22 protein-coding genes and 1 pseudogene are annotated in these 23,257 nt (G+C 63.6%); 13 read left to right on the forward strand and 10 right to left on the reverse strand.

The window, feature by feature from the left end; genetic code table 11:
• The first annotated feature begins 89 nt into the window (after nucleotides 1-89).
• From AC0IYS_RS06425 to AC0IYS_RS06435, 3 genes are read left to right on the forward strand one after another with little or no spacing between them, the layout of a single operon-like run.
• Nucleotides 90-1,799, forward strand: a complete 1,710-nt coding sequence (locus tag AC0IYS_RS06425; protein WP_471704389.1) for a bifunctional metallophosphatase/5'-nucleotidase — start codon at nucleotides 90-92, stop codon at nucleotides 1,797-1,799.
• 33 nt (nucleotides 1,800-1,832) lie between these two features.
• Nucleotides 1,833-3,071: a phospholipase D-like domain-containing protein gene (locus AC0IYS_RS06430; protein ID WP_471704390.1), complete on the forward strand. Its 1,239-nt coding sequence runs from the start codon at nucleotides 1,833-1,835 to the stop codon at nucleotides 3,069-3,071.
• Nucleotides 3,068-4,138, forward strand: coding sequence for a S1/P1 nuclease (locus AC0IYS_RS06435; protein ID WP_471704391.1), 1,071 nt, complete (start codon nucleotides 3,068-3,070; stop codon nucleotides 4,136-4,138). Before AC0IYS_RS06430 ends, AC0IYS_RS06435 begins: the two co-directional genes overlap by 4 nt.
• Before the next feature lie 4 nt (nucleotides 4,139-4,142).
• On the opposite strand, the gene AC0IYS_RS06440 is transcribed toward AC0IYS_RS06435, so the two are convergent.
• Nucleotides 4,143-4,919: a DeoR/GlpR family DNA-binding transcription regulator gene (locus AC0IYS_RS06440; RefSeq protein WP_471708808.1), complete on the reverse strand. Its 777-nt coding sequence runs from the start codon at nucleotides 4,917-4,919 to the stop codon at nucleotides 4,143-4,145.
• A gap of 79 nt (nucleotides 4,920-4,998) precedes the next feature.
• Here AC0IYS_RS06440 and AC0IYS_RS06445 point away from each other — a divergent pair, with 79 nt between their 5' ends.
• The 3 genes from AC0IYS_RS06445 (at nucleotide 4,999) to AC0IYS_RS06455 (ending at nucleotide 6,369) form a co-directional block, all read left to right on the forward strand.
• Entirely contained in the window at nucleotides 4,999-5,577 is a 579-nt protein-coding gene (locus AC0IYS_RS06445; protein WP_315212052.1) for an NUDIX domain-containing protein, read from the forward strand.
• 114 nt (nucleotides 5,578-5,691) lie between these two features.
• Nucleotides 5,692-5,973, forward strand: coding sequence for a hypothetical protein (locus AC0IYS_RS06450; protein ID WP_471704392.1), 282 nt, complete (start codon nucleotides 5,692-5,694; stop codon nucleotides 5,971-5,973).
• A 9-nt stretch (nucleotides 5,974-5,982) separates the two neighbouring features.
• Nucleotides 5,983-6,369: a c-type cytochrome gene (locus AC0IYS_RS06455; protein WP_471704393.1), complete on the forward strand. Its 387-nt coding sequence runs from the start codon at nucleotides 5,983-5,985 to the stop codon at nucleotides 6,367-6,369.
• 12 nt (nucleotides 6,370-6,381) lie between these two features.
• Here AC0IYS_RS06455 and AC0IYS_RS06460 read toward each other — a convergent pair whose 3' ends face one another.
• The 4 genes from AC0IYS_RS06460 to AC0IYS_RS06475 all read right to left on the reverse strand — a co-directional run bounded on the left by AC0IYS_RS06460 (nucleotide 6,382) and on the right by AC0IYS_RS06475 (nucleotide 11,069).
• Nucleotides 6,382-7,353 (reverse strand): ABC transporter permease, encoded by a 972-nt coding sequence (locus AC0IYS_RS06460; RefSeq protein ID WP_315212049.1) that lies wholly within the window; start codon nucleotides 7,351-7,353, stop codon nucleotides 6,382-6,384.
• A 7-nt stretch (nucleotides 7,354-7,360) separates the two neighbouring features.
• Nucleotides 7,361-8,434: an ABC transporter permease gene (locus tag AC0IYS_RS06465; RefSeq protein WP_471704394.1), complete on the reverse strand. Its 1,074-nt coding sequence runs from the start codon at nucleotides 8,432-8,434 to the stop codon at nucleotides 7,361-7,363.
• Nucleotides 8,431-9,960, reverse strand: a complete 1,530-nt coding sequence (locus AC0IYS_RS06470) for an ABC transporter ATP-binding protein (protein WP_471704395.1) — start codon at nucleotides 9,958-9,960, stop codon at nucleotides 8,431-8,433. Before AC0IYS_RS06470 ends, AC0IYS_RS06465 begins: the two co-directional genes overlap by 4 nt.
• A gap of 113 nt (nucleotides 9,961-10,073) precedes the next feature.
• A complete protein-coding gene (locus AC0IYS_RS06475) occupies nucleotides 10,074-11,069 on the reverse strand; it encodes a BMP family lipoprotein (protein ID WP_471704396.1) in 996 nt (331 codons plus the stop codon).
• Nucleotides 11,070-11,660: 591 nt separating this feature from the next.
• Here AC0IYS_RS06475 and AC0IYS_RS06480 point away from each other — a divergent pair.
• Nucleotides 11,661-14,006, forward strand: a complete 2,346-nt coding sequence (locus tag AC0IYS_RS06480) for a TonB-dependent receptor (protein WP_471704397.1) — start codon at nucleotides 11,661-11,663, stop codon at nucleotides 14,004-14,006.
• 72 nt (nucleotides 14,007-14,078) lie between these two features.
• Here the strand turns inward: AC0IYS_RS06480 and AC0IYS_RS06485 are convergent, their stop codons facing one another.
• The 3 genes and pseudogenes from AC0IYS_RS06485 to AC0IYS_RS06495 all read right to left on the reverse strand — a co-directional run bounded on the left by AC0IYS_RS06485 (nucleotide 14,079) and on the right by AC0IYS_RS06495 (nucleotide 16,856).
• A complete protein-coding gene (locus AC0IYS_RS06485; RefSeq protein ID WP_471704398.1) occupies nucleotides 14,079-14,348 on the reverse strand; it encodes a hypothetical protein in 270 nt (89 codons plus the stop codon).
• A gap of 94 nt (nucleotides 14,349-14,442) precedes the next feature.
• On the reverse strand, nucleotides 14,443-15,606 hold the full coding sequence (locus AC0IYS_RS06490) for a M20 aminoacylase family protein (protein ID WP_471704399.1): 1,164 nt from the start codon (nucleotides 15,604-15,606) through the stop codon (nucleotides 14,443-14,445).
• A 21-nt stretch (nucleotides 15,607-15,627) separates the two neighbouring features.
• Nucleotides 15,628-16,856: pseudogene (locus tag AC0IYS_RS06495) on the reverse strand (diaminopropionate ammonia-lyase).
• 150 nt (nucleotides 16,857-17,006) lie between these two features.
• Here AC0IYS_RS06495 and AC0IYS_RS06500 point away from each other — a divergent pair.
• Nucleotides 17,007-17,474, forward strand: a complete 468-nt coding sequence (locus AC0IYS_RS06500) for an Lrp/AsnC family transcriptional regulator (protein ID WP_471704400.1) — start codon at nucleotides 17,007-17,009, stop codon at nucleotides 17,472-17,474.
• 21 nt (nucleotides 17,475-17,495) lie between these two features.
• On the opposite strand, the gene AC0IYS_RS06505 is transcribed toward AC0IYS_RS06500, so the two are convergent.
• Nucleotides 17,496-18,377 carry an SDR family NAD(P)-dependent oxidoreductase gene (locus tag AC0IYS_RS06505; protein WP_471704401.1) on the reverse strand — a complete coding sequence of 294 codons (882 nt, stop codon included), beginning with the start codon at nucleotides 18,375-18,377 and terminating at the stop codon, nucleotides 17,496-17,498.
• A gap of 62 nt (nucleotides 18,378-18,439) precedes the next feature.
• Between AC0IYS_RS06505 and AC0IYS_RS06510 the strand changes: the two genes are divergently transcribed.
• The 4 genes from AC0IYS_RS06510 (at nucleotide 18,440) to pcp (ending at nucleotide 21,343) form a co-directional block, all read left to right on the forward strand.
• Nucleotides 18,440-18,913, forward strand: a complete 474-nt coding sequence (locus AC0IYS_RS06510; protein ID WP_471704402.1) for a MarR family winged helix-turn-helix transcriptional regulator — start codon at nucleotides 18,440-18,442, stop codon at nucleotides 18,911-18,913.
• Nucleotides 18,914-18,983: 70 nt separating this feature from the next.
• The gene (locus AC0IYS_RS06515; RefSeq protein ID WP_471704403.1) at nucleotides 18,984-19,682 is read left to right on the forward strand and encodes a DUF969 domain-containing protein; all 699 of its coding nucleotides are present in this window, start codon (nucleotides 18,984-18,986) and stop codon (nucleotides 19,680-19,682) included.
• On the forward strand, nucleotides 19,679-20,635 hold the full coding sequence (locus AC0IYS_RS06520) for a DUF979 domain-containing protein (RefSeq protein WP_471704404.1): 957 nt from the start codon (nucleotides 19,679-19,681) through the stop codon (nucleotides 20,633-20,635). Before AC0IYS_RS06515 ends, AC0IYS_RS06520 begins: the two co-directional genes overlap by 4 nt.
• Nucleotides 20,636-20,692: 57 nt before the next feature.
• Nucleotides 20,693-21,343, forward strand: a complete 651-nt coding sequence (gene pcp / locus AC0IYS_RS06525; RefSeq protein ID WP_471704405.1) for a pyroglutamyl-peptidase I — start codon at nucleotides 20,693-20,695, stop codon at nucleotides 21,341-21,343.
• Between the two features lie 12 nt (nucleotides 21,344-21,355).
• Here pcp and AC0IYS_RS06530 read toward each other — a convergent pair whose 3' ends face one another.
• Nucleotides 21,356-22,255, reverse strand: coding sequence for an NmrA family NAD(P)-binding protein (locus AC0IYS_RS06530; RefSeq protein WP_471704406.1), 900 nt, complete (start codon nucleotides 22,253-22,255; stop codon nucleotides 21,356-21,358).
• Nucleotides 22,256-22,284: 29 nt separating this feature from the next.
• Between AC0IYS_RS06530 and AC0IYS_RS06535 the strand changes: the two genes are divergently transcribed.
• A complete protein-coding gene (locus tag AC0IYS_RS06535; RefSeq protein ID WP_471704407.1) occupies nucleotides 22,285-23,256 on the forward strand; it encodes a LysR family transcriptional regulator in 972 nt (323 codons plus the stop codon).
• Nucleotide 23,257 lies beyond the last annotated feature (1 nt).

Genomic DNA, 23,257 nt, shown 5'->3' on the forward strand with positions numbered 1-23,257 from the left:
TTTGTAACGTAATATTTTCACCGGGCCCGGCGGCGTTTTTCGCCCGGCCCGGGCTGTACAATATTTGATTATTTCCGAGTTGATCAGTAATGACTAAACCATTGAGTTCCGTCGCCCGCGCCGTGTTGGTGGGCGCGCTGGCGGCCTTGTCCGGCGGCTGCGCGTTTTTGTCGCCGCCGTTGCCGCCCGGCGTCGTCGAGGTGCAACTGGTCACGCTCAACGACTTCCACGGCAACCTCGAACCGAGCAAATACGTGTGGGATAGCGTGCGAAACCGCGACGCGCGCACGGTGATGGCGGGCGGTATCGATACGCTGGGCGCGGCGTTGCAGGCCTGGCGCAAGCAGGACCCGGAACTGCTGCTGGTGGGCGCCGGCGATTTGATCGGCGCCAGTCCGGCCATTTCGTCGATGTGGGCCGACGAGCCGACCATGGCCGCGATGGATTTATTGGGGCTGCGCGCGAGCACCGTCGGCAATCACGAATTCGACGCCGGCCGTGTCGAGCTGCTGCGCCAGCAGAAGGGCGGCTGCAAATCGCCGCGCGCCGACAAGGCCTGCAAGTTCGACCCGGACTACGCCGGCGCGAAATTCAGTTATCTGGCGGCGAACGTGATCGACATGGTCACCCGCAAGCCGATCCTGCCGGCCTACAGGATCGAGACGGCGCATGGCGTCAAGGTGGCCTTCATCGGCACCGTGTTGCGCGAGACCGCCGAAACCTCGCTGGCCTCGGGCATCGCCGGCCTCCAATTCATCGACGAGGCGGACGCCATCAACCGCCAACTGCCGGAACTGCGCCAGCAGGGCGTCGGCGTGTTCGTCGTGCTGCTGCACCAGGGCGGCACCACCGTCGAGAAGTTCGACCAGCAGGATTGCAGTCAGCTGAAAGGGCCGGTCGTCGATGTCGTCAAACGCCTCGATCCGGCGATCCGGGTGGTGGTCAGCGGCCACTCGCACAAGGGCTATCTGTGCCGGGTGGACGGCCGTCTGGTGACGCAGTCCGATTCGGCGGGCCATGTGATGGCGCGCATCAAGCTGCGGGTCGATACCGCCACCAACACGCTGCGCGACGTCAGCGCCACGCAGGAGGTGATGGTGCCCGGCACCTGGCCCGCCGATCCGGCGCTCGATGCGTATCTCAAGACGGCGCGCGAGCGCAGCGCGGCGCAACTTGCGCGTCCGGTGGCGGCGCTGGCCGTGCCCAGCGTGGAACGCGGTCTCGATGACAACGGCGAGTCGCCGCTGGGCGATCTGGTGGCCGACTCGGTGCTGGCGGCGGGCCGTCCCTTCGGCGTGCAGATCGCTTTCATGAACAACGGCGGCATCCGCAAGGATCTGGAAAGTGGCGCGGGCAACCGCGTCACCGTCGGCCAGGCGCAGGTGGTCCTGCCGTTCGCGAACAAGCTGGTGGCGATGAACCTGAAAGGGTGGCAGATCCACGAGCTGCTGGAGCAGCAGTGGCTCGGCGGGCGCGACTCTTGGCGCGGGCTGTTGCAGGTGTCCGAGGGCTTCACCTACCAGTGGGATGCGAAGCGCGGCGAGGGCAGCAAAGTGGTGCCTGACAGCGTGACGTTGAACGGCGTACCGCTGCAGAGGGAGTCGTCGTACCGGGTGATGGTGAATAACTTCCTGGCCGAAGGCGGAGATGCTTTTCCGATGTTCGCCAATGGCGCGAACCGCGCCGAAACGGGCATCCTCGCCGTCGATGCGCTGACCGCTTATCTGGTCAAGCGCGAAGAGGCGGGCAAGCCGGCCGGCAAGGCCGAAACGCAGCAGCGCATCAGGCGCCTGCGGTAGTCAAGACTAAACATATTCATTGGAGTTACCGCTATGCGTCGTATTTTACTTTCCGTTGTCGTGCCCGCGCTGCTGGCATCGGCCGCGCCGGCCCGTGCCGAGTTTTCCATGCCCGGCTTTGAACTGGTGCAGACTGCGCCCGTCGAAACACCGCTGCGCAGCGACGACCTGCGCGATCCCGCGACGGTGTGGAGCGAGATGTTCGACAACGCCAAGACCGAGATCGTGATCGGCCAGTTCTACGCGGTCAACAAGCCGGGCAGCGTGTTCGACAAGGTGGTCGAGCGCCTGGCGGCGGCCGGCAAGCGCGGCGTCAAGATCCGCTTCCTGCTTGAACAGAAAGGCATCGGCCTGTCGGAGAAGCCAACCCTGGACCAGTTGCGGGCGATTCCGAACCTGGAACTGCGCATCCTCGATTTCAGCAAGTTGACCGGCAACGGCATCATCCACGCCAAGTACATGGTGGTCGATGGCGCCACCGCGTTTATCGGCAGCCAGAACTTCGACTGGCGCTCCTTCGAGCATATCCACGAGACGGGACTGCGCATCACCGATCCGAAGCTCGTCGGCCAGGTGCTGGCGGTGTTCAACCAGGACTGGCGCGCGCAGGCGCTGACGGAGCAGGGCACGGCGGTGCCGGCGCTGAACGCGGCTGCCAGTACACCCGCCGCCGCGCCCAACTATCGCCAGGAGACCTTCCTCCTGGCGAGTCCCAACCGTTACAACCCGGCCGGCATCGGCGACTCCGAGTCCGGCTTGCCGGCGCTGCTGGCCGACGCCAAGAGCGAAGTGCGCATCCAGCTGCTCGACTACGCGCCGCTCAGTTATGGTCCGAAGGGCACGCGGCCCTACTACGCCGTGATCGACAACGCGGTGCGCGCCGCCGCCAACCGCGGCGTCAAGATCAAGCTGATGGTATCCAATTGGAACCTGGAACAGCCGGCGCAAGCCTACCTGAAAAGCCTGGCGATGCTGCCGAACGTGGAGATCCGCGTGGTGACGATACCGGTGGCGTCGGACGGCTTCATTCCGTTCGCGCGCGTCATCCACAGCAAGACCATGGTGATCGATAATCAGATCGCGTGGGTCGGCACCAGCAACTGGGCAGGCGGCTACATGGATTTGTCGCGTAATATGGAAGTGGTGATGCGCAACGAGAAAATGGCGCAGCGCCTGGCGGCGACGCAGGAGCAGATCTGGAGCTCGCAGTACGCGCAGGCGCTCGACATCAACAAGCAGTATCCCAAACCTGTAAAAGGCAAAGCGGAATGAAGAAGCTATTGTTGGTGACGGCGCTTGGCGGCGCCTGCGCACTCGTCTCGTTGAACGCGCAGGCGTGGGGTAATGACGGCCACCGTGCGGTCGGCGCCATCGCCGATCAGCTGATCAAGGGTAGCAACGCCGAAAAGCGCGTGCAGGCCTTGCTGCTGCCCGGCGAGACCCTGGAGAAGGTCGCCATCTGGGCCGACTGCGTCAAGGGGACTTATTGCGGCCCGCAGACTACCGAGATGGAAGCCTACGTCGCAGCCAATCCCCGGCATACCGAGTATCACTACACCAACGTGCCGTTCCAGCTGACGGAGTACCACGACCACGCGCTCGGCACCGCCGACGACGACATCGTGCAAACGCTCAAGCAGTGCATCGCCATTTTGCAGGGCAAGGGCGACAAGGCCACCAATCCGCACAACTTCACGCCGCGCCAGGCCTTGCTGATGCTGGCTCACCTGACGGGCGATATCGCGCAACCGCTGCACGTAGGCGAAGCGTATGTCGGCAAGGACGGCGGTTTCGTCGTGCCGGCGGGGCAGGCGCAGTTGGATGCCGGCGAGGCGTTCGCCACGCAAGGCGGCAATAATCTGCTGCTCGATGAGGTCAAACTGGGCGAGAGCAGCGGACGCCTGATTCCGCCGCCGGAGGCTGAAAACGTCGACCCACCAGGGCCGCCGCGCCCGCCGAGGGCCACCCGTCCGTTGCATTCGTATTGGGATGGCACGACGGTGAACTACGCCTTCCGCCGCATCGATGCGCGCTCGCCGCAGCAGTTCGCGGAAGCGGTCATCGCGGCCAATCCGACTGTGGCCGTCGACGGCGGCGATCCGGTGAACTGGCCGTACCGGTGGGCCGAACAAGCGTTGGTGGTGTCCAAGCGCGCTTACAACGGCGTGGTTCCGGGTGCGATATCCAGGCAGACCAGCAAGAGCAGTGGCGCGGTGTACGGCGTGTGGCCTGTGTCGGTGCCCGATGACTATCCGGTGCCGACATCGGCCGACGCCAGGACGCAGCTGACACTGGGCGGCTATCGTTTGGCCGCGGTCCTCAAAGCCATCTGGCCTTGAGTGGTCAGCCGGCCAGCACCACCTCGATACCCATGGCGCGGTAGGGCGCCAGCAGGGCGTCGGATACGCCGGCGTTGACGATGATCGCGCCCACGCTTTGCATCGGCGCGATCTGGAACGGTGATGCGGTGTCCAGTTTTTCCGGCGACGCCAGCACCACCGTTTTTTGCGCCGCTGCCGCGATCGCGCGTTTGACGCCCGCTTCGTCGTAGTCGCCGGTACTGATGCCTTGCTCCGGATGCAGGCTGCACACGCCCATGAAGTAGATGTCGGTGCGAATCTGCGCGATGGCCTCCAGCGCGGCCGGTCCCATGGCGACGATCGAATGCTTGAACAGGTGGCCGCCGATGATGATCACCGCGATCAGCGGATGCTCCGTCAGTTCGACCGCGATGCTGGGACTGTGGGTGACGACGGTGCATTTCAGGTCGGCTGGCAAATGGCGCGCCAGCTGGACCGCTGTCGTGCCGCCGTCGATAAATACCACTTGCCCCGGCTTGATCATGGCGGCGGCCGCGCGCGCGATGGCCGGTTTGGCGTCGCTCGATATTTGCTGGCGCTCGGCGAAGTTGCCCATCGCCGGCGATGCGGGCAGCGGCGCCGCCAACGGCAGGGCGCCGCCGTGCACCCGCTGCAGCAAACCTTCGCCTGCCAGCTCCCGCAGGTCGCGGCGTATCGTATCCTCCGACAATCCCAATTCCTCGCTCAGCGATTTGGCGACAATCTGACCATCCTGTTTCAGGCGGGAGAGCAGTAGTTCCTTGCGTTGACGTGTTAGCATGGTTTGCATGAATTATCTTGATATTGCACGATATTGCATGATATCTTAAAAATACGCAATCAAAAAAAGGAAGGCCGCCATGCCCGAAGACCGCATCCGCATTCACAAAGTCGAAACTTTGTCCGACGACTGGTTCGTGCTGAAAAAGACGACGTTCGACTATCGCCGTAGCGACGGCACGTGGCAGCGCCAGTCGCGCGAAACCTATGATCGCGGCCATGGCGCCACGATCCTGCTTTACAACCGCGAGCGGCGCACCGTGGTGCTGGTGCGGCAGTTCCGCTTTCCGGCGTATGTCGAGGGGCACCCCGGCTTTTTGATCGAGGCGCCGGCCGGGCTGCTGGACCAGGCCACGCCGGAAGTGCGCATCAAGGCGGAGGTGGAGGAGGAGACGGGCTACCGCATCGGCGAAGTGCACAAAGTGTTCGAAGCGTTCATGAGTCCCGGATCGGTCACCGAGCGGCTGCACTTCTTCGTCGCCGAATACGATCCGGCCTCGCGTCCCGGCGCCGGCGGCGGGGTGGCGGAAGAGGGTGAGGACATCGAAGTTCTGGAGCTGACGATGGAGCAGGCGATGGCGATGATGGCCTCCGGAGAAATCGCCGACGGCAAAACCATCATGCTGCTGCAATACGCCGCGCTGCACCTGCTGCGCTAAATTTGGATCGCGCACTCGATATGACCTCTGATGCACGCAATGGCGGATTACGGCGTTCCGCCTAATCCGCCCTACGTATCTCTGTAGCAATGTGAGCCTCATTGGAGTTTCCGAATGCTCGATCGACAGAAAAGGTTTAAAGTTCTAATCATGAAAACCAGCGTTGAGAAAATCGATGGCATGGCCCTGGCTGCGGCATGGCAGGAGTTCGACCACATCGCGAGGCTGAGGCCGATCAAAACCGAAACAGACTATGATCACACTGTCGCATTGATGAACCGGGTACTGGATGTGATGGGGGAAGATGAACACCATACCTTGGCGGGATTATTGGAATTGTTAGCGGAAATGGTTAGCAGCTACGACAAGATACATTATCCGTTGGAGCAATTATAGAAAGTATCAATGCACTTCATTAGTAGGATACTCGTCGCTGCGATAGCGGCCTTGCTCCTCTCAAGCCACGCTGGCGCCGCCAGTTACGTCGGCAACGCCAAGGCAGGCCAAGCGGCGTTCCGCAAGTGCGCCTCGTGCCATCAGGTCGGCCCCTACGCGCAGGCCGGCTATGGCCCGCAGCTGAACGGTATCATCGGCCGCAAAGCCGCTGCCACGCCAGATTTCAAATATTCCGAAGCGATGAAGAAATCAGGCATCGTCTGGACCGAGCAAAAGCTGGCCGCCTACATGCGCGCGCCGCACGACGTGGTGCCGGGGACCAGCATGCGGTTCTGGGGCATCAGCGACGACCAGCAGATCGCCGATCTGCTGGTGTATATGCGGGAGTTCCGCTAGGGGAGCGCGCGCTTAGCGCGACTTGACGAACGGGATGCCGAGCGATTTCGGCGCCACCGACTTGGCCATCAAGCCGGCCAGCACGATCACGGTCAGCACGTACGGCACCATCTGGATCATCGCGCCCGGCAGGCGGCCGATGCCAGGCAGTTCCACGCCTTCGATCTGGATTTGCACCGCGCCGAAGAAGCCGAACATCAGGCAGCCCAGGAAGGTGTACAGCGGACGCCAGTTACCGAACACCATCGCGGTCAGCGCCAGGTAGCCGGCGCCGGCCGACATGTCGCGCAGGAAGAAGCCACTCTGCACGATCGACAGGTAGGCGCCAGCGAACGAGCACAGGAAACCGGCAATCAGCATCGCCATGTAGCGCTGGCGCTCGACGCTCACGCCCGCCGCGTCGGCCGCGTGCGGGTTCTCGCCACAGGCGCGCAGGCGCAGGCCGAAGCGGCTGTGATAAACGATCCAGTGCACCAGCGGCACCAGCGCGAAGGCCATGTACACCAGCACCGAATGGCCGCCGATCAGATGCGCGTACACCCAGCCGATGACCGGGATGCCCTCGACCGCCGCCGTTCCGGGCAGCACCACGTCGAACAGCCGCGCGGACCCGAGGTCCGGCGTGCGGCCGCCCTGCTGGAAGATGTACTGCGCGACGACGAAGGTCAGGCCGCTCATGGCGATGTTGATGGCGATGCCGGCCACCAGCTGGTTGCCCTTCTGGGTGATGGCGATGTAGGCCTGCAGGCTGGCCAGCAGCATCGACACCACGATGCCGGCCATGACGCCGTACCACGGGTTCTGCGTGGTGAAGGCGACGGCCGCCGAGACGAACGCCGACGCCAGGATTTTGCCTTCCAGGCCGATGTCGATCACGCCCGAGCGCTCGGCGAACAGGCCGGCCATGCCGGCGAAAATCAGCACCGGCGCGTTGCGCACGGTCGATACCAGGATACTGCCGATATGGAGGTCGTCAAAAGTCATAGTGTCCTCACTTCTTCAGTTTGAGCATTTTGGCGATCACCGGCGCGTACAGGTTTTCCATCGCGCCGCAGAACAGGATGATCAATCCCTGCACCAGGATCACCGTCTCCGGCGGGATGTTCTGCTTCTCCAGCGACAGGTCGAAGCCGCCCTGGGTCAGCGCGCCGAACAGCACCGCCGACAGGAAGATGCCGACCGGATGCTGGCGGCCCATCAGCGCGATGGCGATGCCGATGAAGCCCGCGCCGCCGACGAAGTTGAGCGACAGGTAGTGGGTCGAACCCATGATGGAATTGACCGATCCGAGACCGGCCAGCGCGCCCGAGATCAGCATAACGATGATGATCATCTTGCTGATGCGGATGCCCGCGTAGTGGGCGGCGTGCTTGTTCAAGCCCGTGGCGCGCAGCTTGAAGCCCCACGAGGAGCGCGACACCACCACGCCGTAGATCACCAGCGCGATGATCGCCAGGAAGAAGCTGATGTTGAGCGGCGTCTCGCCCAGCACCGGGAACCATTGGTTCAGGCGCGGCATTTCGGCGGCGGCCGCGAACGAGCGGCTGGCAGGATTTTGCTCGCCCGCCGGCACCAGCTTGACGATCACGGTGTTCATCAGCGCGGCGGCGATGTAGTTGAACATGATGGTGGTGACCACCACGTGGCTGCCGCGCTTCGCTTGCAGATAGCCGGGCACGAAGGCCCACAGCGCGCCGAACAGCGCGGAGCCGATCATGCCGACCGGGATCAGCACCAACGCCGGCAAGGTGATGTCGAAGGTCAGCATCGCCAGTGTCAGGCCAAGGCCGGCGAAGTACATCTGGCCTTCGGCGCCGATGTTGAACAGGCCCGCTTCCATGGCGATCGACACGGCCAGACCGGTGAAGATGAAAGTGGAAGCGTAGAACAGCGTGTAGCTCAAGCCTTCCGGATTGACGACGGCGCTGTTGATCAGGATCGCCAGCGATTCGGTCGGACTTTCGCCCAGCAGGTGGATCACCAGCGCGGTCACCAGCAGTGCGGACACCAGGTTCAGAAGGGGCAGGGCAAACGCGGTCGCCCAGCGTGGCAGGTCTTTGTTCATGATTTGTGCATTCCGCCCATCAGCAAGCCGATACGGGTCGTGTCGAATTCTTCAATTTTCAGTTCGCCGGTGATGCGGCCGCCGCACATGACGAGGATGCGGTCCGCCAGCGCGCGCACTTCCTCCAGTTCGACCGACACCAGCAGGATGGCCACGCCGGAGTCGCGCAGGGCCAGCAGCTGTTTGTGGATGCTCTCGATGGTGCCGATGTCGACGCCGCGCGTGGGCTGGCCCACCAGCATCAGCTTGGGCTGCGCCAGCACTTCGCGCGCGATCACCACTTTCTGCTGGTTGCCGCCGGAGAGCAGGCCGATACGCAGGTCGTGGTTGTCGGGCCGTACGTCGAAGCTTTTCATCAGCGCGTCGCAGCGCGCCGCGATGGCCTTGAAGTTAAGCAGGCCCCATTTGTTTTTCAGCTTGTCCTGGTAGCCGAGGATGGTGTTGTGCATGACCGAGAAGGCCTTGACGACGCCGTCGCGCAGGCGGTCCTCCGGCACGTGGGCGATGCCCAGTTCGCGGAAAGTGCGCGGCAGGCCGTCCGGATCCGAGCGGCCGGCGTACGGCAGGTCCTTGCCGAGGAATTCCAGCTTGCCGGAGGTCGGCAGGCGCATGCCCGACAGGATCTCCATCAATTCGCTTTGGCCGTTTCCGGAGACGCCGGCGATGGCGACGATCTCGCCGGCGCGCAGGGTGAAGCCGATATCGGCCAGCAGCTTGACCTGCTGGTCATCGCTGAGCTGAAGGTTCTCGACGCGCAGCACCGGCGCGCCGGGATTGTAGGGCGCGCGCGGCAGGTTGTTCTCGATCGGACGGCCGACCATCATGTTGGCCAGGTCTTCCTTGGTGGTGCCGGCGGTCGGCAAGGCGCCGATCACGCGGCCGCCGCGCATCACGGTGACGGTGTCGGTGATGTCGAGGATTTCCTGCAGCTTGTGGGTGATCAGGATGATGGTCTTGCCCTGTTCCTTGAACAGGCGCAGGATCTCGAACAGCGACGCGGTTTCCTGCGCCGTCAGCACGGCGGTCGGCTCGTCGAGGATCAGGATGTTGGCGCTGCGGTAGATCTGCTTGAGGATCTCGACGCGCTGCTGCGCGCCCACCGACAGGTCGTGGATGGTGGCCAGCGGATCGACGTCGAGCTGGTAGCGCGCGCAGATCTCGCGCAGCTTTGCCTCGACGGCGGCGCGCTTCGATTGGAGCTTGAACCCGCCCTCGCTGCCCAGCATGACGTTGTCGAGCACCGTCATGTTCTCGACCAGCATGAAGTGCTGGTGCACCATGCCGATGCCGAGCGCGATCGCCTCCTGGCTGTTGTGGATGCGACGCGCCTGGCCATCGAGCAGGATCTCCCCGCCGTCGGCGCGGTAGTAGCCGTACAGGATACTCATCAGGGTCGATTTGCCGGCGCCGTTCTCGCCCACTAGGCCGTGGATCGATCCCTTGGCGATGGCGAAGCTGACATCCGTGTTCGCCTTGACAGCTCCGAAATGCTTGGAGATGCCGCGAAATTCTACTGCTGGCTGCATAGGGTCGTTTTCGGTTCGGTTAGATAGTAAACGCGTAAAACACTAAACGCTTAAAACGTTAAACGCGCCGCTCGGGGGACAACCCCGGCGGCGCGCTCGTGTTCAAACTGGTGTCAGACCGGGCAGGCCGCGCCGGAACGGATATCGAAGACCTTCACTTTGCCGTCGATGATGTCCTTGCGCGCGCCCAGCACGCGCTTTTCGATCTCCGGCGTGATCAGCGAACGATTGTTGGCGTCCAGCGCCCAATCGACGCCGCCTTCCTTGATGCCCTTGGCGGTCACGCCGGCCTTCCAGGTGCCGGCCTTGACCTGCATGAAGGAGTCGTAGACGGCGTTGTCGACGCGCTTGACCATCGAAGTCAGGATCGCACCCGGATACAGGTGGTTCTGGTTGGAGTCGACGCCGATGGCCAGCTTGCCTTTTTCCTTGGCCGTCTGCAGCGTGCCCAGGCCCGAACCGCCGGCCACCGCGAATACCACGTCGACGCCGCGGTCGAACTGCGAGCGGGCCAGCTCACCGCCCTTGGCAGGGTTGTTCCACGAGTCGGCGGTGGTGCCGACCATGTTGGAGGTGACGTCGACCTTTTTGTCGACCGCCTTCGCGCCCTGGGTGTAGCCGCAGGCGAAGGTGCGGATCAGCGGGATGTCGACGCCGCCGATGAAGCCGAGTTTTTTGGTTTTGGACGCCATCGCGGCGGCCACGCCGACCAGGTACGAGCCTTCTTCTTCCTTGAAGGTGATCGAATTGATGTTGGCGCCTTGCGCCACGCCGTCGATCAGCACGAAACGCACCTTCGGGAATTCCTTGGCGACCTTCTGCACGGCCGACTGCTGGGCGAAGCCGATCGAGGCGATCAAGTCCATGTTCTTGCGCGCGAGGCCGCGCAGCACTTGCTCGGCCTGGGTGTCGCTGGAGGCTTGCACCTCGGTGAAATTGATATTGGTTTCCTTCTTGAAGCGCGAGGCGCCTTCAAAAGCGGACTGGTTGAACGATTTGTCGAACTTGCCGCCCGCGTCATACACGATGGCCAGTTTTGGATCCGCCGCGGACGCGCTGGCAGCGATACAGATGGCTGCAACCGTCAAACTAAGTTGTGAAAGTTTCATGAGTAGGCTCCTGGAAGATCGATATTGTATATTTTTATTGGACGAAACATATAATCCGGTGCCGTTTTATAGCGGCAAACCCCTGATTTTTAGAGCGTTACCTCTGACTTGGCCGCTTCCCGCCACCACGGCGCGTCGAAAGCTTGTTTAAATTGCAGCGCGCGTCAACCCGTCTTGCGCGCCGGTCAGGTCCGTCCCCGCCGCCTATGTCGCACTGCCGCAACAGTCGGCGCCAAATTAAATATTTTTGTATTGTTGCTTTTTGTCCTATTGGAAAAACTTCCTGCCGTTCGGATAAGCCGGGCGCCACGCATCAAGCGGGCTGTGCCAGCGGCCCCCTGTCATTCTCAAATACCCTTCATTGCTGCAAGCCACCAGCGTTTCCGCTGGGGAATCGGCTATTTTTTAGGCAATCCGTCACTATGCATCACCGTGGATATGTACGACAAATTCGATTTTATTTAGTCATTTATATAAAATAGATATGAATCGAACCATGGAAAAAGTAGGTTTATGTCATTTTTTTCCATGCTAGGATGATCGGAATAACTACAAATACCATCCAAACTTATACAACCGGGAGCAGCATTTATGAGCAAGAACAGTAGTGGTTTCGCAGCGCGGTCGTTGATCGCCCTGGCCGTGGCGAGCGCCTTCCCGCTGCACATGGCCCTGGCCACCGAAGCGGGCGCGAACGCCCAGCCGGCAGCCGCTGAGGGACAAGACGCTGCGGCTGCGCCCGCCGCCACCGGCAGCACCGGCAACCAGCTGGAAACCGTGATCGTGACCGCGCAGCGCCGCGCCGAGAACATCAAGGACGTGCCGATGTCGATCGCCACCATCAAAGGCGACAAGCTCGACGTGCTGACCTCCGGCGCCGGCGACATCCGCGTGCTGTCGGGCCGCTCGCCCTCCCTGAACATCGAATCGGACTACGGCCGCGCCTTCCCGCGCTTCTACATTCGCGGCCTGGGCAACACCGACTTCGACCTGAACGCCTCGCAGCCGGTCGGCTACGTGATGGACGACATCGTCCAGGAAAACGCCATGCTCAAGGGCTTCCCGGTATTCGACGTCGACCAGGTCGAAGTGCTGCGCGGCCCGCAGGGCACGCTGTTCGGCCGTAACTCCCCGGCCGGCGTGATCAAGTTCGACTCGGCCAAGCCGGTCTTCAAGCAGGAAGGCTATTTGCAGCTGGGCATCGGCAACTACTCGGCCAAGAATGTCGAAGGCGCGTTCAACTTCCCGGTCAGCGACACCGTTGCGTTGCGCTTCTCCGGCACCAGTCAGCACCGCGACGACCGCGTGCACAACACCAACCCGACCCCGGGCAAGGGCACCCAGGACTTCGAAGGCTACGGCGACAACGCCTTCCGCCTTCAGGCGCTGGTGCAGCCGAACAAGGATTTCAGCGCGCTGTTTAACTACCACCAGCGCAACTACCATGGCAGCGCCACGCTATTCCGCGCCAACATCATCAAGCAGGGCACCAACGACATCGTTGACGGTTTCGACTACGGTTCCTACCCGACCGACGGCGTCAACTACCAGAAGCTGGAAACCAAGGGCGGCAGCATGCGCCTGAAGTACAACGCGGGCGATATTACGCTGCACTCGATCACCGGCTACGAAAAACTCAAGTTCAACAGCCGCGCCGACGTCGACGGCGGTTATGGCGCCGTGTTCGCGCCGCCATACGGCCCGGGCCGTATTCCGTTCCCGGTCGAGACCGCCGACTTGTTGCCGGACCACAAGCAGTTCACGCAAGAGTTCCGCGCCGAGTCCAACTACGCCGGCCCGCTGCAATGGATCGGTGGGCTGTTCTATTTCAAGGAAAACATCCAGATCGACAGTATCAGCTTCGACTCGTTCGCTGCTGGCAATCCGCAGAACACCGCCTTCGCGCGCCAGTTCCAGGATTCGAAGTCGTGGGCCGCGTTCGGTTCGCTCAACTACACGGTGTCCGAGAAACTGAAAGTGCGCGGCGGCGTTCGCTACACCAGCGACAAGAAGGACTTCAGCGCCTCGCGCACCGACTTCAACGCCGCCAACGCGCTGGTGACGGCCTCGCACGCGTTGAACAGCGACTCGAGCAACATCAGCTGGGACGCCAGCGGCACTTACGAACTGGACAAGAACACCAACCTGTTCGCCCGCGTGGCCACCGGCTACCGCGCGCCGTCGATGCAGGGGCGCCTCAACGGCCTGGCCGACGTGCCGTCGATGGCCGGCGCCGAAAAGGCGCTGTCGTTCGAGGCCGGCGTCAAGCAGGACCTGTTCGACAGGCGCGCCCGCCTGAGCGCGGCCGTGTTCCAGTATCGCGTCAAGGACAAGCAGCTGACCGCCGGCAGCGGCACCATCAACATGAACCAGCTGCTCAACGCCGACAAGGTCACCGGCCAGGGTGTCGAGCTCGACTTCCAGGCCAACCTGGGCTACGGCTTCAGCACCACCGCCGGCTACAGCTTCAACGACACCGAGATCAAGGACCCGCGGGTGCGCGTGCAATATTGCGGCAACCTGGCCAACAACGCCGGCCTCGGTTGCACCCCGACCGATCCGGTGGCCGTCGGCTTCCCTGGCAACGTCCTGATCGACGGCAACGACCTGCCGCGCGCGCCGCGCCACCAGGCCAACTTCACGCTCAAGTACAGCACCGACGTCGCCAACGGCGAACTGTATGCGCTGACGGACTGGAGCTATCGCAGCGGCTACAACTTCTTCCTCTACACCGCGCCGGAATACCGCGCCAAGTCGCTGGTTGAAGGTGGCGTGCGGGTCGGCTACAAATGGGGCGACGGCAAGTATGAAGTGGCCGCCTTCGGCCGCAACATCACCAACAAGATCGTCCTGCTCAGCGCCATCGAGTTCGACAACCTGACCGGCATGCTCAACGAACCGCGCACGTGGGGCGCCACGTTCAAAGTCAACTTCTAACCCGAAGCCATGACCGGATCCCCGCGCATCGCAAGGTGCGCGGGGATTTTTTCATCCCGATCCCGGTCGTCGTCAGCGCTGCGGCGGCGGGTAATTCCGGTCGTTCAACTCCGCGATGACGGCCTCGCCCCGGTCGAGCAAACGTTCGATGGCGGCGCGCTGCGCGTTGTCCGCCGGCAGGCGCTGGCCGATGTGGTGGAAGCCCAGCAGCAGTCCTTGCATCGACTGTAAAAACGCGTCATGGGCGCTGGCGGCGGCGCGCTGCTGCTCGGCCAGCGCCAATGTCAGGCGCTGATGGCGGCGATAGGCATGGCGACAGCGGATCCAGAACAGCAAAGCCATGGGGCAACCGGCTCCAAGCGCCCCCAGCGTGAAAATAAACGGTGTGTGTAGATAGACTGACAAAGAAGCTCCATAGGTCGTGGAAACAGGCGGCTCAGCCGAGCGGCAGGGCCAGCCGGGTTAGTTCGGCGAAGTACCGCGCGCCCGTTTCGAGGATGTGGTCGTTGAAATCGTAAGTGGCGTTATGCAATGGCACGCCGCCGTCCTCTCCGGTGGCGCCGTTGCCGATAAATACAAAATTGCCGGGGACCACCCGCAGGAAGGCGCCGAAATCTTCCGAGATCATCATCGGCTTGACGTTCGCGTCCACGCGCGCCGCCCCGACCACGCGCGTCGCCGCATCGACCGCCAACTGGACATACTCGGGGGAATTGACGGTCGGGGCGAACTCGTGGGTGTACGCGAATTCGCAGTCCACGCCGTGGGCCTGGCAGACGCCCTGGCAGATCTCCCGCATGCGCTGTTCCAGCAAGGATTGCACCTCCACGTCGTAGCTGCGGGTGTCCCCCTTGATGGTGACATTCGACGGGATCACATTGCGAATGCCATCGGTGATGAATTCGGTGCACGAGACGACCGCTTGCAGGCCGGGATCGACGTTGCGGGATACGACGGTTTGCAGCGCTAGCACGACTTGCGCACCGGCGACGATTGGATCGGCGCCCATGTGCGGCCTTGCCGCGTGGGTGCCCCGCCCCTTGATGCGGACCACGAAATTGTCTTCGCTGGCCATGATGCCCGCCGGGCGCGTGGCGAAATTGCCTGCGGCAATGCCGGGCATGTTGTGGGTGCCGAAGATGGCGTCGACCGGAAAGCGCTCGAACAAGCCGTCCGCGATCATGGCCTTGGCCCCGCGACCGTGCTCTTCGGCCGGTTGGAAAATGAAGCGCACGGTGCCGTTGAAGTCGCGGGTTTCCGAGAGCATCCTGGCCGCGCCGAGCACCATGGCCATGTGGCCGTCGTGACCGCACGCGTGCATCTTGCCCGCCTCGCACGAGGCGTGTGCGCGCCGGTCGGCTTGTTCCGCGATATGGAGCGCGTCCATGTCCGCCCGCACACCGATCACCCGGCCGCTCGTGCCGGCCTGCAGGCTGGCCACCAGCCCGGTACCGCCGATGCAACGGTGTACTTCCATGCCCATGCGGCCCAGCACGGCCGCGACGTAGTCGGCGGTCTGGAATTCCTCGAAGCCCGTCTCGGGATGCCGGTGCAGGTGGTGGCGCCAGGTGACGAGTTCCTCGTGTAGCGTGTGATTCATGTTGGTTCCTTGTGATGGGGTTCAGGCGCTGTCGCGCGACAAGCGCTCGGCTTGGCGTTGCAGCACAGCGGCCGCCGTGACGCTGGCGAGGTCGGCATACACCGACGGGGCTGTCGCGCCTTCCGTGTTGAGGAGCAGGATACCGGCATCGCCGTTCAAGCCGAGCATCTCCGCGTTCTTGCGGTCGTTGAGCAGGACGGCCAGTCCTGCCATGCCGGCCGCCCCGGATTCGCCGGCCACGATCGGCACGTCGTCACCGCCGCCGGCCGCCAGCAAGCGCATCGCGTCGACCGCGTCGCTATCGGCGATGGTCAGGAACGCGTCGATGCATGGCTGAAGAATGCGCCAGGCCAGCGGGGAGGCCTCGCCGCAAGCAAGCCCGGCCATGACGGAATCGACGGTTCCGGTGGCCCGCGACGCGACATTCCTGAGCGCGCTTTGACACAGGCAGTCCGCCTGCTCCGGTTCGACGACGACGAACTTGGGGCGGTCGGCGCCGTGATACTGCCAAAAATAGCTGGCCACCCCCGCCGCCAAGCCGCCGACCCCGCCCTGAATGAACACGTGGGTGAATGCGGGGATTGCGCGGGGAGAGCGGGTTTGTTCGATGACCTCGGCGGCGATCGTGCCATACCCTTGCATCACATCGCGCGGGATGTCTTCGTAGCCGTCGTAGGAGGTGTCGGAAACGACGAACCACTTGTTTTGCGTCGCCAGCCGCGCGGCCTCGTTGACGGACTGGTCGTAGTTGCCTGCGATGCGGATGATGTGCGCGCCGCAGGCCGCGATGGCCTGTTCCCGCTCCCCGCTGACGTGGGCATGCAGCACGACGACGCAGCGGCAGCCCAGCGAGCGCGCCGCCGCCGCCAGCGCGCGGCCGTGGTTGCCATCGGTCGCGCTGATGACGGTGAGATCTTTTAGCAGTGCATGGTGACGCCCACCGAACAGGGCGGCAGCGTCGAGTTTTTCGGCCGGCCACAGGCGTTGAACCAGCCGGACCAGCGCGATCGGGGCCCCAAGGGCTTTGAAACTGCCCAGCGGCGAGCGGACCGATTCGTCCTTGACCGCGATCCGCGCGACACCCAGTCTCCTCGCTGTGCCGGGCAACGACCGGAGCGGTGTTCCCCCCGGCTTATCTGGTCCCATTGCCGGAGCCAGGCGCGGCTCTCCTCGGCCGCCTCGATATTGAGGACATGCGCGAGGTGGGAGGGGTAGGGCGCGCGCACGGCATTTTGATTTGCTACATACATAGGCTGCTCACCATGGTGTTCGTGAAGGGGCGCGTCGGATGCGGCGCGGCGTGTATGGAATTTTATTCACAAAGGAGTGGAAAAGTGGCTTAGTATTTGAGGTTAAGACGCAATGTCATTGCAAATTAAGTGCCGATTAACGAAAAATCCATGACGGTAAAACTCGACGCCTACGACCGCAAGATCCTTGCGGAGATCCAACTCGACGCGGCGCTGCCGCAAAACGAACTTGGCGCGCGCGTCAATCTATCGGCGGCGGCAGTCAACCGGCGCCTACGGCGGCTCACCGACATCGGCGCCATCCTGCCGCCCACCGCCATCGTGGCCCCGGGCGCGGTCGGTTACGGGCTGTCGATCATCGCCACCGTGGAAGTCGAAAGCGAACAGATCGATATGCTGGACGGGATGAAGCGTACGTACGCCGGATGTCCCCAAGTGCAGCAGTGCTATTACGTGGCCGGCGAATGGGACTTCGTGCTGGTGCTTGCCGTGAAGGACATGGACCAGTACAACCAGCTGACGCGCACGCTGTTCTTCGGGAGTAACAACGTCAAGCGCTTCAAGACGTTGGTCGCCATGGACCGCGTGAAGGTCGGGCTGAGCGTGCCGATCGAGTAGGCCGGGCAAGCCGTTCCGGCGTCATGGGGAACGGCCGATCTCAAGCGTCCGGTCGAACGGCGTCAGCAGGCGCTCGGTCGCGTCCCACAGTTCGGCTTGTGTTCGCTCGTTGCCGGCGGCCGGTATCGGCAGGGACAGGCCATCGCGGGAGAAGTAGCCGCCGGTGAGCTGCTGGAACGCCGGTTGCGTCGCCAGCCGCACGATGATCGCGGCACCCCGCCGGGGATCGCCGATTTTAAGAAACATCAACGCGCGCTCCAGCAAAGCCGCGCCAGGCAGCTCGCGACCGAGGCCCGTGACGTTGAAGCCGGGATCAAGGCAATTCGCGACCACGCCCGTTCCGGCAAGATGGCGCGCCAGTTCCGCGCTGAACATGATGTTCATCAGCTTGGTCTTCGCGTAAATGGTGGAGGAGCCACGGCGTGAAAACGGCCGGGTATCGCGCAAGTCCTGCGGGGGATCGAGGCGCCGCACACCGCGCGAGGCTTGTGAGCCGACCGTCACGATGCGCGCCGGACCGCCCGCGATCAGCGCATGGCGCAAGTGGGCCGTCAGCAGCCATGGCGCCAGATAGTTCGCCGATACCATTTCGGAAAAGCCGTCGGCCGTCACGCGCTGGGAGAAGGCATGGATGCCGGCGTTGTTGATCAAGACGTCGATACACGGATAGCGGCGCGATATCTCCAGCCCGGCGGCGGCCACGGTTTCCAGGCGTGAGAAGTCGGCGATCACATAGTCGTAGCGCCCCTCTGGCTGCGCCATGGACAACTCGCGGCATAAGGCGGCGGCTTTCGATTCGTCGCGCGCTACCAGCACAAGCCGCAGGCCCGGCGACGCGAGGGAGCGCGCCGCAAGACGGCCAAGGCCATTGGTGCCCCCGGTTAGAATGATGGTGTTGAACAAGCTGGTTCCAGTGCATACAAAAATTTATGGTAGCATTTTAATGGACTTTTGCACACTAAATAATGATTAAAAATGACGGCAGTGCCGGGGGCGCCGAAGCCCGGGCCCGCAAGCTTGAGGCGCTAGGCAAGGAACTCAACTGTCTGCTGGCGGAGGCGCGCGCGTTCGCCAATGAAACCGCCGCGCTGTTCGATCCGCCGCTTTCCAGTACCGGTTTTCAAATCGTTCAGTGGCTGCACGGCGCAGGCGCCACGCGCTCGACCCACATCGCGGCGGGACTGGCGATGGACCGCAGTGCGTTGAGCCGGTCGTTGAAGCAGCTCGAGCAGGGCGGACTTCTTGCTTCCCATGCCGATCCGCTGGATGCCAGGGCGACCGTTTATGCCCTGACGGCCCTGACCCGGTCCAGGATGAGCAAGGCCTTGGTCAACAAGGGCGTCCGCTATGAGCAGCGCCTGGCGGCCTGGACTGTTGACGAGATCGGCCTGCTTGCGGGGTTGTTGCGGAAGTTGAATGGCAACGAGCCCGGTTCCTGAAGACACTAACGAACTAGCCGGGCCCGTCACAGGTTAATATGCTGCGATTCGTTTTGTCCCGGAGCCTGCCTTGAATCAAACCGTCAATCTTTGGCCGCTGCTTGGCGTGGCCGTTATCATTCTTGGTTTCGCGCTGCGCGCGCACCCGGTGCTGGTGGTGATCGCCGCCTGCTTCGTCACCGGCCTGGCCGCGTCGATGGACGTCGAGCATCTGCTGGCGGTACTCGGCGCGGCCTTCATCAAGACGCGCAACCTGCCGCTGATTTTGCTGCTGCCGCTGGCGGCCATCGGCCTGCTGGAACGCTACGGTTTGAAGGAGCACGCGCAGGCGTCGATCGCGCGCATCAAGTCGGCCACCACCGGACGCCTGCTGATCGTCTATCTGGCGATCCGCGAGATCACCGCGGCCTTCGGCCTGACCAGCATCGGCGGCCATCCGAACATGGTGCGCCCGCTGATCGCGCCGATGGCCGAGGGCGCGGCCGAGAACCGCTACCCGGCGCTGACCGACGCGCTGCGCCACCGCATCCGCGCCATGTCCGCCGCCACCGACAACGTCGGCCTGTTCTTCGGCGAGGACGTGTTCGTGGCCTTCGGCGCCATCGTGCTGATGCAAACCATCCTGCGCGGCGAGGGCATCGAGGTCGATCCGCTGCATATCGCGATGTGGGGCATCCCGACGGCGGTGACGGCCTTCATCATCCACTCCTGGCGGCTGCACCGGCTCGACGCCCACATCGCCCGCGCGATGATGAAGGGCCAGCCATGATACTCAAGCTCGACTTTTTCTACCTGGTGCTGGGCGCGATGCTGCTGATGATCGCCGTCATGGCGCTGCGCGACCCCCACAATCCCAAGCGCTATTCCAGCGCGCTGTTCTGGGCCTTGTACGCGGTGGTGTATCTCGCCGGCGATTGGCTGTCGCCGGTGGCGGCGGGCGCGCTGATGGTGGTGATGGCGCTGATCGCAGGCTTCGGCGGCGTCACGCTGGGACGTTACGGCGAGCGCTCGCCCGAGCAGCGCCGCGACAGCGCGCAGCGGCTCGGCCACAAGCTGCTGATCCCCGCGCTGGTCATCCCAATCACGACGATGATCGGTTCGACCTTGCTGAAGGACGTAAAATTCGACGGCCTGTTCCTGCTCGACCCGAAGAACACGACCCTGGTCAGCCTCGGATGCGGTTCGCTGTTCGCCGTCGCCACCGCGTGCTGGCTGACGCGCGCCACGCCGCTGCAGGCGATGCGCGAGTCGCGCCGGCTGGTCGACCATCTGGGCTGGGCGGTTGTGCTGCCGCACATGCTGGCGGTGCTTGGCTTGTTGTTCACCGAGGCGGGCATGGGCAAGGCCGTGGCGCACGTGGTGACGTCGTACATCAACATGGATGTGAAGCTGGTGGCGGTGGCGGTGTACTGCATCGGCATGGCGCTGTTCACCATCATCATGGGCAACGGCTTCGCCGCCTTCCCGGTGATCGCCGGCGGCGTCGGCATCCCGGTGCTGGTGGGGGTGTACCACGCTAACCCCGCAGTTATGGCGGCTATCGGCATGTTCAGCGCCTACTGCGGCACCTTGATGACGCCAATGGCGGCGAACTTCAACATCGTGCCGGCGGCGTTGCTGGAGCTGCCCGACAAAAACGCGGTGGTCAAAATCCAGGTGGCGACGGCGCTGCCGCTATTGCTTGCTAATATTGCACTACTGTATTTTCTTCTGAACATGTAAACGACAATCATTTAGGTTAGAGTAGCGATCTGGTAGTGAAGTTGGGAGTCAAAGCGGATGAAAAAGATCATATTGTTGACGGGTTTCGAACCCTTCAATCAGGAGACGATCAACCCTTCCTGGGAAGCGGTACGCGCCCTGCAGGGCTGGCATGAAGGGGACTTCGTCGTGCATGCGCGCCAATTGCCTTGCGTGTTCGGACAGGCGAAGAAGGCGATGCACCAGGCGGTGGAGGAACTGCAGCCGAGTATCGTGATCGCAGTCGGCCAGGCCGGCGGCCGCGTCGACCTGTCGATCGAACGCGTCGCCATCAACGTTGACGACGCGCCCATCGCGGACAACCAGATGCGCCAGATCGTCGACCAGCCCATCGTCACCGGCGGTCCCGCCGCCTACTTCTCCACGTTGCCGATCAAGGCGATCGTGCAGGCGCTGCGCGATGCCGGCCTGCCGTCGTCGGTGTCGCAAAGCGCCGGCACCTTCGTTTGCAACCACGTGTTCTACGGCTTGATGCACCAGGCCAGCGAGTGGGGCACGACCATGCGCGCCGGCTTTATCCATATTCCTTATCTGCCGCAGCAGGCGGCTTCGCATCCGGGTTCGGCCAGCATGCGGCTCGACGACATGGTCGAAGGCCTGCGCATCGCCATCCGCACCACGCTCGCGCACACTGTCGATGTGCGCGCGGCGGGTGGCGTGACGCACTAACCGCAGCAAGCTTTATCGCTGACGCTGTACCAGTTCGACGATGACTTGTTCGAGCGCCGTCGTTCCTGTCCATGCGAGCGCGGTGGGATCGCTCTTGATGTCGATATGCGCGCTATTCAGGCCACGGGTCATTTCGGTGAAACCGGCCAGGGCGGCCGCTGAGAATCCGGCATCCGCCAGCGCTTTGGGCCATTCTGCCTGGGGCAGGGCCGCCACGCCGACAGGCTTCCGAAGCGTGGCTGAAATAATGGTCGCGACTTCATTCGGCGTGTAGTCTTTTGGACCCGCGAGGGTGGCGACGGACGTTCCAGTGCTGTCTTGTCTTAGCAATGCCGCCGCAGTGCTACCCACATCGGCCGTCGCCACCATCGGTAGCGCGCGCTCTGGGGGCGACAGGAACGTCGGCAGGGTGCCGCTGCGCATGGCCTGTCCCACCATAGGCATCCAATTCTCCATGAAGTAGGCCGCGCGCAGGAAGATCGCGGCCACTCCGGCGTCGCCCAACCGCTGCTCGAACATGCGGTTCATCCCGATCCATCCGGTTCCACTTTCACGGTCGGCACCCACCGAGGACAGCGCCACTAGCCTGGGCACGTCCGCCGCCACAGCGGCGCGCGCCGTGGTATCGGCGATCAAGGCGGCCCTCTCGAACAGGTCTTCACGGCCGTACTGCTGTGGACTGACGACATAGGCGCCCCGCGCCCGGCTGAGCGCCCTGGTCATCGATGCCAGGTCTGTCAGGTCGGCCACGGCAACCTCCGCGCCGCGTTCGGCCCACGGCCGGCCCTTGGCCGGGTCGCGCACCACCACGCGCACCGGATCGCCGGCGCGCAACAGCGCATCGGCGGTGGCGGCGCCGGTGCGGCCCGTCACGCCGAATACCACGTAGGGAAGAGGGGTGGAAGCAGTCATATAAAAATCTCCTATTCAGATGAACCGGAATGGTGGATGATGCCCCGACATACATCAATGGCATGAAAGTCATGGTCAACATGCACCAACTGGATTTATCGACGGTCGATCTCAATCTGTTAAAGCTGTTCGAGGCGCTGGTTCGGGAGCGGAGCGTGACCCAGGCGGGCCTGCACCTGGGATTGAGCCAACCGGCCGCCAGCCGCGCGCTGGGCCGGCTGCGCACGATGCTGGGCGATCGCCTGGTGGTGCGCGGCAGGCTGGGACTGGAGCTGACGCCGCGCGGCGCGACGCTGGCGGGGCCGGTGGCCAAGCTCCTCGAGGATGCCCGGGGCATCGTCTCGCCTGCCGTCTTCAATCCCGCCTCCGCGACAGGGCGCATCACAATCGCCGCCCACGACCATCTGAGCATGACGGTCCTCGCCGGGTTGACCGCCCGCTTCGAGCGTGATGCGCCTGCGCTCAGCCTCCATATCGCGCCGCCGGCCGGGGACAACGTTCGGCTGATCGAGCAGGGCGGCGCGGATTTGGCGCTGGGCGTTTTCCAGGCGCTGCCCGGCAGTTTGCATCGGCGCGGCCTTTACGCCGATCGGCTGGTGTGCGTGGTCAGGTCTGGCCACCCGACGGTGGCGGACGGACTTCGTCTGGAGCGTTATGCGACCTTGCGCCACATTGCCGTGACCATTTCAGGGACTGGGGAAAGCGCGGTCGACGTCGCGCTGTCGGCGCTGGGGCTCGGCCGCCACGTCGCGCTGCGCGTTCCGCACTTTCTGGCCGGTGCGATGCTGGTGGCCGACAGCGACATGATACTCACCCTGCCAAGCCGCCTGGCGCGCCTGCTCGCGCAAAGGCTGCCGCTCGCGTTGCTCGATCTGCCGCTGGAGGTTGTGCCTTTGTCGCCGGCGATGATCTGGCACGAGCGCTTTCAACGCGACCCCGCCCATATCTGGGTGCGGCAGCAGCTTGTCGACGTCGTCGCGTCGTTCGATACGATCAACTAGG

The organism is Duganella sp. AC237 (assembly GCF_979254035.1).